Below are 16,411 nucleotides of genomic sequence, written 5' to 3'. Positions count from 1 at the left end.
GCTCGCCGCCCTCAGCTCTTGCGGCCTTCGAGCTGCGCCTTCAGGGCGGCGAGCTTGGCGAAGGGCGAATCCGGATCGGGCTCGCGATCAGCCGGGCGAGGCCTCGGCGGCTGCTGGAAGCGCTCACCGCGATCCTCGCGGTTACGGTCGTCGCGCCGCGGACCGCCGCCGCCCGGACGCCCGTCGCGCTTGAAATCGGGGCGGGGCCCGCGATTCTGCTCGGGCCGGCCCTGACCCTGACCCTGACCTGCACCCTGGTCGGGGCGCGGGCCGCGCTGGCCTGAACGGGGGCGGTCGTCACGCCGAGGCTCGCGCTCGGGACGCGGCACGGCAGGTGAACCCTCGACGGGGGCAGCCATGACTGGCGCCGGAGCGTCGCCATCGCGACGCGGTCCGCCCGGTCGCGGTCCGCGATTGGGCCGGTCGCCACGGCGTCCGCCGGGCTGGCGTTCGCCGGGTGCGCCTGCGCCTTCGCGGGGGCCGCGATTGGGCTGCTCGGGCCGGCGGCCGCCTTGATGGCGATGCGGACGCCAAACCTCGATCAGTTCGGGCTCGGCTGCCGCGACCGGCGCCTCGCTGGCGACAGCGACGGGCTCTGTCTCGGCCGTCTCGGCTGCGGTCTCGGGCTCAGCCGGCGGCAGAGCCGACATCAGGTCGGCCGGAACCGGCTCGCGCACGGGCTCAACCTCGTCCTGCGTCAGGATCGGCGCATCCGCCGTCTCCAATGCGGGAGCATCGGCCGAAACCACAACGTCGGCGATCACGGGCTCGGCAACTGGATCGGGCTCGGCTGCCGTCTCGGGTGTCGCGGTAGCCTCGGCCGGCTGTTCGTCGCTTGAGGCTGCCGCTTCGGAGACAGGCTCTGCCGCAGCTTCGTCGCCAGCGAGGACGTCGTCAGCCTTGGCGGGTTCTGCCGCAACCGGCTTGGACGGGGGCGCGGCCAGCGGCACGGTGATGGCGGGGCCGGGCCGCTTGGAGGAAACATAGCCGAGCGAACGCAGGATCGAGGCGAAATCCTCGCCGGCGCAGCCGACGAGCGAGGTCATCGCCCCGCTGACGACGAAGCCGTCCTGGTCGGCCGCGCCGGTCGGCGGCGTGCCTTGCGTCAGGCCGGGGCGATAGGCGATCGCGGGCCGGATCAGGTCGGCAAGGCGTTCGAGGATGTCGACGCGGACGGCGCGCTCGCCGCAGACGCGGTAACCGGCGGCGCGGTAGAGCCCCTTGGGCACCGCCTTGTCGACCGGGAAGGAGGTGCGGCCCGAAGCCGCGAGATGGGCGATGTCGTCGAGGCCCGAGAGCTCCGGGCCGCCATGCTTGAGCGCCCAGAGCTGGGCTGCGAGCGCGCGCGGCGCGGGCTTGAGCAGCGCCGGAACATAAAGATGGAAGGCGCCGAAGCGGATGCCGAGCAGGCGCAGCGCGGCGCGGCCCTCCTGGTCGAGTGCCTTCATTTCCTCGGCGACCTTGGCGCGCTCGAGAACGCCGAGCGATTCGGCCACCTGATAGGCGATGCCGCGCGCAATGCCGGTGAGGGTGCCGGCATCCTCGAGCAGCTGCAGCGCGCCGAGCAGGCGCGTGACGTGATTCTTCAGCCAGAGCTGAAGCCTGGCCTCGACCTGTTCGCGGGCCTGGCCTGCCAGGTGCTCCTCGACCAGCAGGCGCAGGCGCGGCTCGATCGCCTTCTCGCCGGTGATCAGGCGCGCCACAGGCTCGCCGATCCAGCGCAGCAGGCCGTCATGCGACAGCACGAAGGCATCGTCGCCAGCGAGCACGACGCGCGCGGCGCGCGCCTCGATCTCGCCGGAGAGCGCCTTCATCGCAGCCATGTTCAGGGCTTTCGCCTCCGGCCCGCCGGCTTTCGGGTCCGCCGTGAAGCGGAAACCCTGCAGCATTCCGACGTGCTGGCCCTCGACGAGCACGTCGCCCGTCGTGGTGACCTCAGCCTCCAACATCTTATTCTCCCGCAAACGGCGCATCAGAACACTGGTGCGCCGATCGACAAATCGGCTGGCAAGACGCTCGTGGAGAGCATCGGACAGCTTGTCCTCTACAAGACGCGCAACCCCCTGCCAATGCTCCGGATCGGGCAACCAGTCCGGTCGGTTGGCAACGAAGGTCCAGGTCCGCACCTGGGAGATGCGCGCCGACAGCGTATCGATCTCGCCATCGGTGCGATCGAGCGCCGCAAGCTGGCTCCTATACCAGTCGATATCGAGCCGGCCATGGCGCATCAACCGCAGATACAGCGTGGTGGCGAGGTCGGCATGCTGCTGCGGCGCGATCTTGCGATAATCGGGCAGGCCGCAGACCTCCCAGAGCCGCTCGACCGCCGGACGGCCCTGCGCCAATGCCCTGATTTCGGGGTCTTTCGCCAGGATTTCCAGCGTCGTCATGTCCTCGGCGATCAGCGCGCGTGTCAGGCCAGGCTCGTTCGGCTGCAGGTTGAGGCTGTCGAGGAGTTGTTCGATCGAGCGGAAGTCGAGGTCGGTATTGCGCCACTGCAACTGCCTGATGGGCTCGAAACGGTGATTTTCGATCGCCTCGACGAGATCGGCCTCGAAGGGCGGGCAGCGGCCCGAGGTGCCGAAGGTGCCGTCGCGCAGATGGCGCCCGGCACGGCCGGCGATCTGGCCGAACTCGGCCGGGTTCAGTTTGCGAAAATGATGACCGTCGTATTTTTTCTCGGCGGCGAAGGCGATGTGGTCGACATCGAGGTTGAGCCCCATGCCGATGGCGTCGGTCGCAACGAGATAATCGACATCGCCGGACTGGTAGATCTCGACCTGTGCGTTGCGCGTGCGGGGGCTGAGCGCGCCCAGCACCACGGCCGCGCCGCCCTTTTGCCGCCGGATCAGTTCGGCGATGGCGTAGACCTCCTCGACCGAGAAGGCGACGATGGCCGAGCGTGGAGCCAGGCGCGTGATCTTGCGGTCGCCGGCGAAGAGCAGCTGCGACAGGCGTGGCCGCGTGACCACATTGACGCCGGGGATGAGCTGCTCGATCACCGGCTTCATCGTGCCGGCGCCGATCAGCATGGTCTCGGCCCGGCCGCGCCGGTTCAGCAGCCGGTCGGTAAAGACATGGCCGCGGTCGAGATCGGCTGCGAGCTGGATCTCGTCGATCGCGACGAAATCGACGGCGAGATCGCGCGGCATCGCCTCGACCGTGCAGACCCAGAAGCGCGGCCGCGCCGGCTTGATCTTCTCCTCGCCGGTGACGAGCGCGACCGCATCGACGCCGGCCTTCTCGACGACGCGGGCATAGACCTCGCGCGCCAGCAGGCGCAGCGGCAGGCCGATCATGCCGGTCGGATGCGCCACCATCCGCTCGATCGCGAGATGGGTCTTGCCGGTGTTGGTCGGGCCCAGGACCGCAGTGACGCCTTGCGAGCGGACCGAGGGAGGCAGGGAGCGGAAAGGGATCAAGGCGCAGCCGATCTGACGTGTCGCCATTCGCCTCGCCATGACGCCCATCGGGGCGTCATGTGACGGCTCGGGGCGCAGCGGTGAACTAGGAAGCGGAACGAGTCCCGAACGAAGCAGGCCCGAATCGCTGACTCCGGCGGAATCGGGTTTCGTTCCTGCCGGGCCGTCGCGGCGTCGCGGCCTCGCGCCGTTCTATCTCGATTTCGAACACCGGCATCGCCTGTCCTTCTCTGCGCCTGGGGTCGCCTGCCGCCGGCTGCGTCCCGCGCCCGAGACTATCTAAGCGCTGTTGGCCACGAAACGAGGGTCTGTGCTCCGGCGATCGACGACGCCAGCCATGATCAGCCGAAAAACCCCGCGAAAACCTCCGCCGCCTCGTCGGGCGCCTCGACATGGACGAAATGGCCGGCGCTTTCGCAGAAGCTGATCTTTGCATCGTCGAAATGCTCCGGCACGAAGGCCGCCCACTCTGATTTGAGAACGGGATCGTGGCGGCCCCAATGCACCCGGGTCGGCTGATGGATGCGGACCGACGGTGTCGGGTGCCCATCGATCGCCGCCAGCCGCGCGGCGTTCTGGCTGCGATACCAGTCGAAGCCGCCGCGCAGATTGCCCGGCTTCATGAAGTTGTCGATCCAGAGGTCGAGCGCCGGATCGAAGGCGTCCTTGCGATGGCACCAATGCGACAGGAAATACGAGAAATACAGCGCGCAGGACTGCCGGCTCAGCCCGATCATCGCCTCGGCCAGCGGCAATTGCTGGAAGGACTGGTACCAGATTTCGTTGACATGGCCCTCATGGACCCAGCGCTCGGCGATGCTCTGGGTCGGGCAGTTGAAGAACAGCAGGCGGTCGACCAGTTGCGGATGGCGCCGCGCCAGCGCCTGGGCCCCATAGGCACCGACGTCGTGGCCGACGACGCCCACCGAGTCGAGGCCGAGCGCCGCGATCAGCGAGGCCATGTCGTCGGCATGGCTGTTGGCGCCGACATCGGCCCGCGGCGCAGGCGACTTGGCGCTGTCGCCGAAGCCGCGCAGGTCCGGCGCGATCAGGCGGAAATCGGGATGAAGCCGGTTCATCAGCGGCAGCCAGGTCGCCCAGAACTCCGGCCAGCCGTGGAGCAGAAGCACGGGTGTTCCGGAGCCGACCTCGGCGACATGCAGCGTCGTGTCACGTACCGCGATCTGGCGATGGCGCAGACCGGGCGGGGTGGCGAAGTCGCTGGACATGAAAACTCCCGGCGTGATTCTGCAGGAAGCTAGCGCCTCCCCGCACGATGTCGCAATCGCCAGCCGGCGCATGAGGGCGATGCAGCCCTGCTTCTCCACAGGGCCGGCCTATCGAAGGACCGTCTCGGCGGCAGCTCGATCAGCTGATGCGAGATGCAAAGGGCCGCTCAGGCCCATTCGCCCTTGCGGAAGACAGGGACGCGGCTGCCATCGGCATGGACGCCGTCGATGTCGACGAAGTTCGAGCCGATCATCCAGTCGATATGGATGAAGCTCTTGTTGCCGCCCTGCGCCGCGACCTGCTCGGGCGTCAGCGTCGCGCCGTCGAGGAAGCATTTCGAATAGCACTGTCCGAGCGCGATATGGCAGGAGGCGTTCTCGTCAAAGAGCGTGTTGTAGAACAGGATGCCGCTCTGCGAGATCGGCGAGGAATGCGGCACCAGCGCCACCTCGCCCAGCCGGCGCGCGCCTTCGTCGGTGTCGAGCACCTTGGCCAGCACGTCGGCGCCGCGGCTCGCCTTCGATTCGACAATGCGGCCTGCCTCGAAGCGCACCTGGATCTCATCGATCAGCGTGCCCTGATAGGACAGAGGCTTGGTGCTCGAGACATGGCCGTCGACCCGCCGCGCGTGCGGCGTGGTGAAGACCTCCTCGGTCGGGATGTTGGCGTTGCAGGTGATGCCGTTCCTGGCGGTGGAGGCGCCGCCCTGCCATTCATGGCCATCGGCCAGGCCGACCGTCAGATCGGTGCCGGGACCGGTGAAATGCAGCGCCTGGAAGCGCTGGCCGTTGAGCCATTGCGTGCGGACGCGCAGGCTCGCGTTGTGGCTTGCCCAGGCCGCGACGGGATCGCCGGCCTCGACACGGGAGGCTGCGAAGATCGCATCGGCGAGCTTGGCGACCGCGACCTCCTCGGCGTCGCCGGGGAACACTCGGCGGGCCCAGGCAGCGGTCGGGTAGGCGAGGATGTTCCAGTTGATGTCGAAGCCGGCGATCTTTTCGAGCGCGGGCTGGTAGGCGACCGAATTGGCCTTGCTGGCGCGCGAGACCTTGGCCGGGTCCTGCTCGGACAAGAGCATCGGGTCGTCGCCGACGATGGCCAGCCGCGCGGTGTTGTTCGAAAACGCCTTGGCGACGCCCTCATGCAGCCAGCCGGCCGCACGGTCGAAGCTGTCGTCGCGGGCGTAGCGATAGCGCGCCAGCGTGACCTCCTCGTCGGAGAGGATCGGCGTGACGAGACCGGCGCCGGCCTTGTAGGCGTGCTCGGCGATCTTGCGCACCAGCGGCAGCGCCGCGACCGGGGCGGTCAGGAACAGGTCCTGGCCGGCTTGCAGGTTCAGGCCGACGCGGACGGCCGCCTGTGCCAGCCTGTCGAGCTTGTCCGGGTCGATCGAGGTGTGAATGCCGCGCTGATGAATGGTCATGGGACGCCTGGGCTCGCTTGTGTGCGCAGAATCTAGTGCAGAGTCAGGCCCCCGCCAATGGACCATCCCTCATGGGACGTTGCAGGATGACGCCGCTTGCGCCGGAGCCGCTCCGGCGCCCATCACGCGAGACGCCATGTTCCTGCTCAACACGCATCCCGACCATCGCAAGCCGCTGCTGCCGGAGGATGCCGAAACCCTGGGCGCTGCCGGCGCGGCCGCCGTCGAAAGCCAGATCCGCCAGCGGGAAAATTACGCGGTGACGCCGCTGCACGACCTGCCGGCGCTGGCGGCCGAGCTCGGGATCGGGGCAGTCTCCATCAAGGACGAGGGCCATCGGCTCGGGCTCGGCAGTTTCAAGGCGCTGGGCGGGTCCTATGTCGTGGTTAGGCTCGTGCTGGAGGAGGCCTCGCGCCAGCTCGGCCGCGCGGTCGACATCGCGGAGCTTCAGACGCCCGAGGTGCGCGCGGTCGCGGGCCGCATGACCTTTTCCTGCGCGACGGACGGCAATCACGGGCGCTCGGTCGCGCAGGGCGCGCAGCTCGTCGGTGCGCAGGCGGCGATCTTCGTGCATTCCGGCGTCAGCGAGGAGCGCATCGCCGCGATCGCGCGCTTCGGCGCGACGATGATCCGCGCGGAAGGCACCTATGACGATTCGGTGGCAGAGGCGGCGCGCGTCTCGGCGGAGAAGGGCTGGAGCGTCGTCTCCGACACCTCCTGGCCGGGCTATGAGCGAATTCCGGGGCTGGTGATGCAGGGCTATACGGCTCTGGTCGCCGAGGCGCTGCGCCAGATGCCGGAGCCGCCGACGCATGTCTTCGTGCAGGTCGGCGTCGGCGGCATCGCGTCGGCGGTCGCCGCGCATTTCGCTCTGGTGCTGGGCGAGAAGCGGCCGGTCTTCGTCGCGGTCGATCCGGCGCGCGCGGCCTGCATGTTCGAGAGCGCGCGGGCAGGCGAGCCGGTGAAGGCCGAGGTCGGCGAGCCGACGGTGATGGCGATGCTGGACTGCTACGAGCCCTCTCTCGTCGCCTGGCGCATCCTGTCGCGGGTGGCGGACGCCTTCATGACGGTCGAGGACGCGGATGCGGTGGCGGTGATGAACCGGCTGGCGCGTCCGGCGGGCCACGACCCCGTCGTGGTCGCCGGCGAAAGCGGCGGCGCGGGCCTGGCCGGATTGATCGTCGCGGCGGCAGACCCCGCGATCCGCAGCAAGCTCGCGCTCGATGCGACGTCGCGGGTCTTCGTCGTGAACACCGAAGGCGCGACGGATCCGGCGCGCTATGCCGAGCTGGTCCATGGCGGCCGATCGGCATCCGGGGTGTCGTCTAAGCCCGCAGGATAGCCGCCGGCCTCAGCGCCCGCCGCTTGATCCATCGCAATGCCGCGTCTGCAAGCCTGATACAGCTTGCGGCGCGTTATTTCTGCATGTACGTCTATTTCAGAAATTACTGAAAATTCAGATTGTACGGGATACCATGAATCTCTCGCCGCTCACCCAGGCCTTCGTGCTGCATTTCGGAGAGATGGGCAGCCGCTGGGGCATCAACCGCACGGTCGGGCAGATCTATGCGCTGCTTTATATCGCGGCCGAGCCGCTCTGCGCCGACGACATCGTCGAGAAGCTGGGCGTCTCCCGCTCGAACGTGTCGATGGGCCTGCGCGAGCTGCAGGCCTGGAATCTCGTGCTGCTGAAGCATCTGCCGAGCGACCGGCGCGATTTCTTCACGACGCCGGACGATGTCTGGCAGATCCTGCGGACGCTCGCCGAGGAGCGCAAGAAGCGCGAGGTCGATCCGACCCTGTCGGTGCTGCGCGAAATCCTGATGCAGAAGCCGGCCGATGAAGGTGAGCGCCATGCCCAGGCCCGCATGGCGGAGATGCATGGACTGATCGAGCAGCTCACCACCTGGTACGACGACGTCAAGAAGCTCGAGACCGACCGGCTTGCCATGCTGCTGGGGCTCGGCGCCCGGGTGACGAAGATCCTCGAGGTCAAGGACAGAATCGTCTCCATCGGTCGTCAGCGCGCCCCGACCGAGAAGGGTCGCGCGCCATGATGCCCGGCGTCGCCAGCGCCAGCGTCCCGGCTGCGGCGGAGCGGCCCGACCGCGCCGCGATGCTGTTGCAGGTCGCCGGCGCGCTGCTCTGGCTGCCGCAGGCCGGTCTGATCGCCTTCGTGATCGGACGTCTCGCGGATGGCGGCGGCATCGGTGATGCGCTTCTGCCGGCGGCGGGCGTTCTCATGCTCGGCGTTGCCCGTTCGGCATTCGAAGCGGTGGGCGCCCGAAAGGCATTCCTGGCCGCGCGTGCCAGCCTGTCGCTGCGCCGGCAGGAGGCCGTCGCGGCGCTTGCGGCCGGCTCGCCGCTCGACCGGGCGCGGCCGGCCTCGGGGCTGGCAGCGAGCGTCGTCACCGAGCAGGCCGAGGCGCTGGTGCCTTATCTCGCCCGGTTTCGGCCGGCCCGCTTCAAGGCGACCGTCGTCCCGCTCGCGATCCTCTGCGCCGTGGCGCCGCTGTCCTGGGTCGCGGCGTTGGTGCTGCTGCTGGCAGGGCCACTGATCCCGGTCTTCATGGCGCTGATCGGCTGGCGCGCCAAGGCGGCGAGCGAGGCCCAGCTTGCCGAGACCGGCAGCCTCAACGCCTTCCTGCTCGACCGCCTGCGCGGGCTCGCCACGATCCGCGCGCTCGACGCGGTCGATGCGACCGCGCTGCGGCTGCGGGCCAATGCCGATGATCTGCGTGCGCGCACAATGGCGGTGCTGCGCATCGCCTTCCTGTCCTCGGCGGTGCTGGAGCTGTTTTCCGCGCTCGGCGTCGCCATGGTCGCGGTCTATGTCGGCTTCCACCTGCTCGATGCGCTGCCTTTCGGCGCCTGGGGCGAGAGGCTCAGCCTGAGCCAGGGCCTGTTCGTCCTTTTGCTGGCGCCGGCCTTCTTCGAGCCGCTGCGCGAACTGTCCTCGGTCTGGCACGATCGCGCGTCGGGGCAAGCGGCGATCTCGGCGCTGGACGGTCTGTCGCGCGGAGGCCTCGCGCTGGTCGGGGGCGCGGGTGCCGATGGCGCTGCCGCAGTGGCCGAAGGCGGCGCGGTCGATCTGCGCATCGAGCGCCTGTCTTTCGGCCATGCGGGCAGCGACGAGGCCGTGTTGGATGGCTTTAACCTCAAGGTCGCGGCGGGCGAGCATGTCGCGCTGCTGGGACCCAGCGGCTCCGGCAAATCGACGTTGCTCGCGCTGGTCGCCGGCCCCGCCCCCGCCGATGGCGGCGAGATCGTCGTCGGCGGGACAAGGCTCGATCCTGCGAGCGCGGCGAGCCTGCGTCGGCGCATCGCCTGGATCGGCCAGCGTCCGCATCTCTTCGCCGGGACGCTCGCCGGTAACGTCGCGCTCGGGCGGGAGGGGCTGCGCGCGGATGCCGTGGCTCATGCGCTGCGCCTGGCCTCGCTCGACGCTCTTGCCGGCGCGCGGCCGGACGCTTCGATCGGGGAGGGCGGGGCTGGCCTGTCCGGTGGCGAGGGGCTGCGGCTTGCTTTGGCACGCGGCGCGGCCAACCCGCATGCGGGCCTGATCCTCGCCGACGAGCCGACGGCCCATCTCGATGCCGCGACCGCCCGCGAGATCACCGAGCGGCTTCTCGCCTTCGCGGCCGGGCGCACGCTTCTCGTTGCCACCCATGATCCGGTGCTGGCCGCGTGCATGCACCGCGTCATCAGGCTCGATCCCGAACGGCTGGAGGGCGCCGCATGACGGGATCATTTCGCCATCTGCGGCCGGTTCTGGCCTTCTTCCTCCTGGAGCGGCGCGGCGCGCTGCTGGGCGGGGCGCTGCTGGCCGCGGTGACCGTGCTGGCGGGCGTCGCGCTGCTTGGCCTGTCCGGCTGGTTCATCACCGCGACCGCCATCGCCGGCCTGTCGTCGGCGACCGCGCTCGCCTTCGACGTTTTCGCGCCCTCGGCCGGCATTCGGCTGCTGGCGCTCGGTCGCACCGCTTCGCGCTATGGCGAGCGGTTGGTGACGCATGACGCGACGCTGCGGCTGCTGGCAGGACTGCGCGAAAGACTGTTCCGGGGCTGGGCGGGGCCGGGCGCGGCGCGTCTCCTGCTGCTGCGTCCGGCGCGGCTGCTGTTTCGGCTGACGGCCGATATCGACGCGCTCGATTCCTTGTATCTGCGCGTGCTGGTGCCGATGGCGGCGGCGCTCGTCACGGCGTTCGTCGTGGTGCTGACGCTGGTGCCGCTGCATCCGGCGCTGGGTCTGGGCGCGGGCGCGTGGCTGCTGCTGGCGGGGATCGGCCTGCCCGTTCTGGGCGCGCTGCTGGCGTCGAACCCGGCGCGACGGCGCGCCCATGCCAACGAGGCGCTGCGGGCGCGCGCCATCGATCTCGTCGCCGGCCAGACCGATCTGGTCATGGCCGGGCGGCTCCAGGCGCAAGGCGCGGCCATCGCAGCCGCCGACTTGCGGCAGGCGGCGAGCGACGATGCCCTCAACCGGATCGAGACCGGAATCGGCATCGGCTTCGGACTGGCCTCGGCGCTGCTGCTCTCGGGCACCTTGCTGGCGGTGGCGGCTCTGGCCGAGGCGGGGCTGATCGGCACGCCGGTCGCTGCGCTCGGCGTCCTGATCGCGCTGGCGGCGCTGGAGCCCTTCGCCGCCCTGCGGCGCGGCGCGCTCGAACTCGGCCGGACCCTTCTGGCAGCGCGGCGGATCGGGCCGCGGCTGGCACCCGCCGAGACCGCACCTACGGTGGTCCGTCCGGCCGAGCCGCTTCTGGCCGTCCGCCTGAGCCGTGTGGCGGTTCGCCATGACGGCGCGGGTCTGCCGGCACTCGCCGAGCTGTCGCTGTCGCTGCGTCTGGGCGAGGTCGTCGCCGTGGTCGGGCCGAGCGGTGCCGGCAAATCGACGCTGCTGTCGCTCATCGCCGGCGAGATCGCGCCCGATCAGGGGCATGTCGAGGCGCTGCCGGCGACGCTGCTGACGCAGCGCACGGAACTGTTCCAGGACAGCCTGCGCGACAATCTCCGCCTGGCCGACCCGGCTGCCGACGACGGCCGCCTGCTCGCCGCACTGGCCTCGGCCGGTCTGCGCGGCGATGTCGAGGCGCTGCCCGAAGGGCTCGATGCCCGCCTCGGCGAGAACGCGCTGGGATTGTCGGGCGGCCAGGCACGCCGGCTGACGCTGGCGCGGCTGATCCTGCGCGACACGCCGCTCTGGCTGCTCGACGAGCCGACCGAAGGCCTGGACGGCGCGACCGCGCGCGACGTGATGGCCCGGCTGACGGCCTGCGGAGAGGGACGCTGCGTCGTGATCGCGACCCATGTCCGGCGCGAGGCCCAAGCCGCCGACCGCATCGTCGTCATGGAGCGCGGCCATGTCGTGTCGGTGGCGCGGCGTGGCGAAGCAGCCTTCAAGGCCGCGCTTGCGGCCCTGCGGCCGGACTGAAGACGGATTTCTCGTTGCCGGCGCGGCATTCCCGCAGCACCGGTGGCTCACAGGAGGCCGGGCACTCGAGCCTGGACGCATATGGACCTCGACATTGTCGCGCTGTCGCGCCTGCAATTCGCCATCACGGCGCTGTATCATTTCATCTTCGTGCCGTTGACGCTGGGGCTCTCGGTCCTTCTGGCGATCATGGAGACGGTCTATGTCATGACCGGCCGCGTGATCTGGCGGCAGATGACCAAGTTCTGGGGGGTGTTGTTCGGCATCAACTTCGTGCTCGGCGTCGCCACCGGCATCGTCATGGAATTCCAGTTCGGCATGAACTGGAGCTACTACAGCCATTATGTCGGCGACATCTTCGGCGCGCCGCTCGCCATCGAAGGGCTGATGGCCTTCTTCCTGGAGGCGACCTTCGTCGGGCTGTTCTTCTTCGGCTGGGACAAGCTCACCAAGGTCGGCCATCTCGCCGCGACCTGGGCGGTGGCGCTCGGCTCCAACTTCTCGGCGCTGTGGATCCTGATCGCCAATGGCTGGATGCAGAACCCGGTCGGTTCGGCCTTCAACCCGCAGACGATGCGGATGGAGATCACCGATTTCGCCGCCGTGCTGTTCAATCCCGTCGCGCAGGCCAAGTTCGTCCACACCGTCTCGGCCGGCTATGTCGCGGCCTCGCTCTTCGTGCTCGGCGTTTCCGCCTGGTACCTGCTGAAGGGGCGCCATATCGAGCTCGCCAAGCGCTCGATGACGGTCGCCGCTTCGTTCGGGCTCGCGGCTTCTCTGTCGGTCGTCGTGCTCGGCGATGAGAGCGGCTATCTCTCCTCCGAACACCAGAAGATGAAGCTCGCCGCCATCGAGGCGATGTGGCACACCGAGCCCGCGCCTGCCGCCTTCACCCTGTTCGGCTTTCCCGACGAAAAGGCCCGCGAAACGCATTACGCCATCCGCATCCCCGCCGTGATGGGGCTGATCGGCACGCGCTCGCTGACCACCGAACTGCCCGGCATCAAGGACCTCGTCGATCTCGCCAAGGTCAGGATCAAGGAAGGCGTGATCGCCTTCGATGCACTCCAGACCATCCGGGCGGCCGGCACCACCGGCGCGGTTCCCGAGGCGGCACGCAAGGCCTTCGAGGACAATGGCACCAGGCTCGGCTACGGCCTGCTGCTGAAGCGCTATGTCGACGATCCGCGCACCGCCACGCCCGAACAGATCGACAAGGCAGCCTGGGATACCGTGCCGATGGTCGGGCCGCTGTTCTGGACCTTCCGCATCATGGTGGCGCTGGGGATGCTCTTCATCCTGCTGACGGCGGTGTTCTTCGTCCTGTCGGCGCGGCGCAGGCTCGACCGCTACCCGATGCTGCTCTGGATCGCGGTCTTCTCGATCCCGCTGCCCTGGGTCGCGATCGAATGCGGCTGGTTCGTCGCCGAGGTCGGCCGCCAGCCCTGGATCATCGAGGGCGTGCTGCCCACCGCCGCCGCCGTGTCCAGCCTCGGCGCAGGCACCGTGCTGTTCACCATCATCGGCTTCGTGGCGATCTACACCGTGCTGCTCGTCATCGAGATGAAGCTAATGCTGGCGGCGATCCGCAACGGCCCAGAGCCCGATCACCAGCCGGAAGCCCCCCTCGTTCCCGCAAACCTCGTCGCGGCGGAGTGACGCCATCATGATCCTTCATCAACTCGTCGACTACGACACGCTGCGCCTGATCTGGTGGCTGCTGCTCGGCATTCTGCTGATCGGCTTTGCCGTCACCGACGGGTTCGATCTCGGCGTCGGCATGCTCCTGCCTTTCGTCGGCCAGGGCGATGTGCAGCGGCGCGTCGTCATCAACACCATCGGCCCGGTCTGGGAGGGCAACCAAGTCTGGCTCATCCTCGGGGGCGGGGCGATCTTCGCCGCCTGGCCGCCGCTCTACGCGGTGTCCTTCTCCGGCTTTTACCTGGCGATGTTTGCGATCCTCGCCGCGCTGATCCTGCGGCCGGTCGGGTTCAAGTACCGCTCGAAGCGCGAGAGCGCGGCCTGGCGGTCCGGCTGGGACTGGGCGCTGTTCATCGGCGGCTTCGTGCCGTCGCTGATCTTCGGCGTCGCGGTCGGCAATGTCCTGCAGGGCGTGCCGTTCCGGCTCGATGACGATTTGCGCATCTTCTATGACGGCAGCTTCTTTGGCCTGCTCAACCCCTTCGCGCTGCTGTGCGGGTTGCTGTCGGTGGCGATGCTGACGATGCATGGCGCCGGCTGGCTGATGCTGAAGACCTCCGGAGAGGTCTCGGCGCGTGCGCGGCGCTATGGCAGCCTGGCGGCGCTGGTGACGATCGTGCTGTTTGCGCTCGGCGGCCTGTGGCTCTGGCTCGGCATCGACGGCTACAGGATCACCAGCGCGGTGAACGCGACGGGCCCCTCCAACCCGCTGCTGAAGACCGTCGCGCTCGACGGCAAGGCGTGGTTTGCCAATTACGCCGCCCGGCCCTGGCTGCTGATCGCCCCCGCGCTCGGTCTGCTGGGCGCGGCGGGGGCCTTTTTTGGCCAGCGCGGCGGGCGACAAGAGGTGCTGACGCTGTTGTCGAGTAAGCTGTCGATCTTCGGCATCATCTCGACCGTCGGCGTCTCGATGTTTCCCTTCATCCTGCCGTCCTCGGTCCAGCCCAAGGCCAGCCTGACGGTGTGGGACGCATCCTCGAGCCATATGACGCTGTTCATCATGCTGGTGTCGGTCGTGATATTCCTGCCGCTCGTCCTCGCCTACACGACCTGGGTCTACCGGGTGCTGTGGGGCAAGGTCGAGGAGCGGGCGATCCGCGACGAATCCGGCCACGCCTACTGAACCGAAGGGGACACATCATGTGGTATTTTTCCTGGCTGCTCGGCCTGCCGCTCGCTGCCGCCTTCGCGGTGCTGAACGCGATGTGGTACGAACTCATGGACGACGAGGTGCAGCGCAAGCAGGCGAAGGCGGCTCAGGGCCAGCGCTGAGAGACCTTTTTCGCGCCTGAGCGCGCGGCGCCACGGAGCGTCATGCTGCTCCGACATGCCGCTCCGACATGGCCCCCGGCCAATCCGGCTGGGGGCCATCGGCTCGGCGGTCTGTCATATATCTCAGCAGAGGTGCGGCGCGCCCGGCCGATATCCGGCGGCGTCGCCTCACGCTCTTGGATGAGGGGGAGAGTTTGCCGATGGCCGTTGTCAAAGAGGTGCCTTACCGCACGCAGAACTGGACGCTGAGCAAGCCGATGGCGAGCGGGCGCAACGGCATCGTCGTGTCGCAGAACCGCGAGGCGGCGGAAGCCGGCGCCGCGATCCTCGAAGCCGGCGGCAATGCGGCGGATGCGGCTGTCGCCGCCTGCTTCGCGCTGGCGGCGGTCGAGCCTTGGAACAGCGGGCTGGGCGGCATCGGCTTCGCGGTCGTGCTCAAGGCCAACGAGACGAAGGCCAAGGTCGTCGATTTCGGGCCGGTGGCGCCGCGTCGTGCCGATCCGGCCGACTATCCGCTGACCGGCGAGATGAAGAAGGACCTCTTCACCTGGCCCGAGGTCGTCGGCGATGTGAACATCCACGGCCCGCTCTCCTTCCTGATCCCGTCTTCGGTCGCCGGCTATAAGGCGCTGAAGGAGAGCTTCGGCACGGCCATGCCGGTCTCCAAGCTGCTGGCGCCGGCGATCGCGCTCGCCAAGCGCGGCCTGGCGCAGGACTGGTACACGACGCTCAAGATCTCCTCCTCGGCGGCGGTGCTGCGGCTCTACAGGGAAAGCGCACGGATCTATCTGCCCAACGGCCTGCCGCCGGTGCCGCCCTATCAGGGCAAGCCCGGCTTCTTTGCGCTCGGCAATCTGGCTTCGACGCTGGAGCGCCTGGCCTCCGCCGGCCTCGATGATTTCTACCATGGCGAGCTGGCCGGCCGGCTCGTCGCCGACATCAAGGCGATGGGCGGCGTCGTCGACGCCGAAGACCTCGCCGCCTGCAAGGCAATCGTCCGCGATGCGCCGACGATCGACTGGCGCGGCACCCATCTCGTCCACACCGCCGGTGGGCTGACCGCTGCGCCGACGCTCGAGGCGGTGGTCGAGGGCATGGCCGCCGACAAGCCGGCTCCTCACGGTCCCGATGCGGAGTGGTTCGCGACGCTCTCGCGCGTGATGCGCGAGGCCTATGCCAGCCGGCTCGAAGGACTCGGGGCGGCCACATCCGCGCAAGGTTCGGCGGCCAAGGAGCCGGGCGACACCTGCACCACCCATCTGACGGTCGTCGACGGCGAGGGCACGCTCGTCTCGGTGACGACGACGCTGCTCTCCTCGATGGGCAGCCGCGTCGTGCTGCCCGATACGGGCGTGCTGATGAACAACGGCATGATGTGGTTCGATCCGCGTCCCGGCAGCGCCAATGCGATCGCGCCTGGCGCCCGGCCGCTGTGCAACATGTGTCCGGTGATCGTGACGCCGAAGAGCGGCGGCTGGCCGCGCTATGCCGGCGGCTCGTCGGGCGGACGGCGCATTCTGGCGAGCGTCTACCAGATGCTGGCCTGGACGGTGGATTGCGAGGTGGGTCTCGAGGAAGCCGCGCATTGGCCGCGCATCGACGTCTCCGGCCCGGACCAGACCAGTGCCGATCTGCGCCTGCCCGAGCAGACGCTGGCCGCGCTGGAGGCCGCCGGCCCGGTGGTGGTCGTCGAGCACGGCGTCCTGCCGATCAACTTCGCCTGCCCCAACCTGATCCGCGTCGATGCAGACGGCGCCGAGGGTATCAGCGACGTGATCTCGCCTTGGTCGGCAGCGGTGGCGGCGAAGAGGTAGCGGGAGAGCGCCATCCCGTCATGCTCGCCCTTGTGGCGAGCATCCACGTCTTGAACACCGCCCTCAAGCAGGGAAGACGTGGATGGTCGGCACAACCGACCATGACGGCGAACGCG

The 16,411-nt window shown here is 69.0% G+C and carries 11 protein-coding genes; 8 read left to right on the top strand and 3 right to left on the bottom strand.

Annotated elements, in window-relative coordinates; all coding sequences use genetic code 11:
- Positions 1–11: 11 nt before the first annotated feature.
- From AE618_RS10630 to AE618_RS10620, 3 genes are all read right to left on the bottom strand, one after another.
- On the bottom strand, positions 12–3,449 hold the full coding sequence (locus tag AE618_RS10630; protein ID WP_156330208.1) for a helicase-related protein: 3,438 nt from the start codon (positions 3,447–3,449) through the stop codon (positions 12–14).
- A 314-nt stretch (positions 3,450–3,763) separates the two neighbouring features.
- Positions 3,764–4,651, bottom strand: a complete 888-nt coding sequence (locus tag AE618_RS10625) for an alpha/beta fold hydrolase (protein WP_082365171.1) — start codon at positions 4,649–4,651, stop codon at positions 3,764–3,766.
- A gap of 167 nt (positions 4,652–4,818) precedes the next feature.
- Entirely contained in the window at positions 4,819–6,075 is a 1,257-nt protein-coding gene (locus tag AE618_RS10620) for an aminopeptidase (protein ID WP_054209026.1), read from the bottom strand.
- Between the two features lie 136 nt (positions 6,076–6,211).
- On the opposite strand from AE618_RS10620, the gene AE618_RS10615 reads away from it, so the two are divergent.
- From AE618_RS10615 to AE618_RS10580, 8 genes are all read left to right on the top strand, one after another.
- Positions 6,212–7,417, top strand: coding sequence for a diaminopropionate ammonia-lyase (locus AE618_RS10615; protein ID WP_054209025.1), 1,206 nt, complete (start codon positions 6,212–6,214; stop codon positions 7,415–7,417).
- A 133-nt stretch (positions 7,418–7,550) separates the two neighbouring features.
- On the top strand, positions 7,551–8,132 hold the full coding sequence (locus AE618_RS10610; protein ID WP_054209024.1) for a GbsR/MarR family transcriptional regulator: 582 nt from the start codon (positions 7,551–7,553) through the stop codon (positions 8,130–8,132).
- Positions 8,129–9,817 carry a thiol reductant ABC exporter subunit CydD gene (cydD, locus tag AE618_RS10605; protein WP_054209023.1) on the top strand — a complete coding sequence of 563 codons (1,689 nt, stop codon included), beginning with the start codon at positions 8,129–8,131 and terminating at the stop codon, positions 9,815–9,817. Before AE618_RS10610 ends, cydD begins: the two co-directional genes overlap by 4 nt.
- Positions 9,814–11,508, top strand: a complete 1,695-nt coding sequence (locus AE618_RS10600; protein ID WP_054209022.1) for an amino acid ABC transporter ATP-binding/permease protein — start codon at positions 9,814–9,816, stop codon at positions 11,506–11,508. The genes cydD and AE618_RS10600 overlap by 4 nt, the downstream gene beginning before the upstream one ends.
- An 81-nt stretch (positions 11,509–11,589) precedes the next feature.
- On the top strand, positions 11,590–13,167 hold the full coding sequence (locus AE618_RS10595) for a cytochrome ubiquinol oxidase subunit I (protein ID WP_054209021.1): 1,578 nt from the start codon (positions 11,590–11,592) through the stop codon (positions 13,165–13,167).
- A gap of 7 nt (positions 13,168–13,174) precedes the next feature.
- Positions 13,175–14,332 (top strand): cytochrome d ubiquinol oxidase subunit II, encoded by a 1,158-nt coding sequence (cydB, locus tag AE618_RS10590; protein ID WP_054209020.1) that lies wholly within the window; start codon positions 13,175–13,177, stop codon positions 14,330–14,332.
- A gap of 17 nt (positions 14,333–14,349) precedes the next feature.
- A complete protein-coding gene (cydX, locus tag AE618_RS10585; protein ID WP_054209019.1) occupies positions 14,350–14,481 on the top strand; it encodes a cytochrome bd-I oxidase subunit CydX in 132 nt (43 codons plus the stop codon).
- A 200-nt stretch (positions 14,482–14,681) separates the two neighbouring features.
- On the top strand, positions 14,682–16,295 hold the full coding sequence (locus AE618_RS10580) for a gamma-glutamyltransferase (RefSeq protein WP_054209018.1): 1,614 nt from the start codon (positions 14,682–14,684) through the stop codon (positions 16,293–16,295).
- Positions 16,296–16,411: the final 116 nt, after the last annotated feature.

Origin of the sequence: Allobosea vaviloviae (genome assembly GCF_001298265.1) — a bacterium.
Classification (GTDB): domain Bacteria; phylum Pseudomonadota; class Alphaproteobacteria; order Rhizobiales; family Beijerinckiaceae; genus Allobosea; species Allobosea vaviloviae_B.
This window is presented reverse-complemented; position numbering and strand designations above follow the sequence as displayed.

Coding starts and splice junctions, on each gene's coding strand:
- AE618_RS10610 (WP_054209024.1), top strand. CDS start 7,551: ATGAATCTCTCGCCGCTCACCCAGGCCTTCGTGCTGCATTTCGGAGAG.
- cydX (WP_054209019.1), top strand. CDS start 14,350: ATGTGGTATTTTTCCTGGCTGCTCGGCCTGCCGCTCGCTGCCGCCTTC.
- cydD (WP_054209023.1), top strand. CDS start 8,129: ATGATGCCCGGCGTCGCCAGCGCCAGCGTCCCGGCTGCGGCGGAGCGG.
- AE618_RS10595 (WP_054209021.1), top strand. CDS start 11,590: ATGGACCTCGACATTGTCGCGCTGTCGCGCCTGCAATTCGCCATCACG.
- AE618_RS10620 (WP_054209026.1), bottom strand. CDS start 6,075: ATGACCATTCATCAGCGCGGCATTCACACCTCGATCGACCCGGACAAG.
- AE618_RS10580 (WP_054209018.1), top strand. CDS start 14,682: ATGGCCGTTGTCAAAGAGGTGCCTTACCGCACGCAGAACTGGACGCTG.
- AE618_RS10625 (WP_082365171.1), bottom strand. CDS start 4,651: ATGTCCAGCGACTTCGCCACCCCGCCCGGTCTGCGCCATCGCCAGATC.
- AE618_RS10600 (WP_054209022.1), top strand. CDS start 9,814: ATGACGGGATCATTTCGCCATCTGCGGCCGGTTCTGGCCTTCTTCCTC.
- AE618_RS10630 (WP_156330208.1), bottom strand. CDS start 3,449: ATGGCGACACGTCAGATCGGCTGCGCCTTGATCCCTTTCCGCTCCCTG.
- cydB (WP_054209020.1), top strand. CDS start 13,175: ATGATCCTTCATCAACTCGTCGACTACGACACGCTGCGCCTGATCTGG.
- AE618_RS10615 (WP_054209025.1), top strand. CDS start 6,212: ATGTTCCTGCTCAACACGCATCCCGACCATCGCAAGCCGCTGCTGCCG.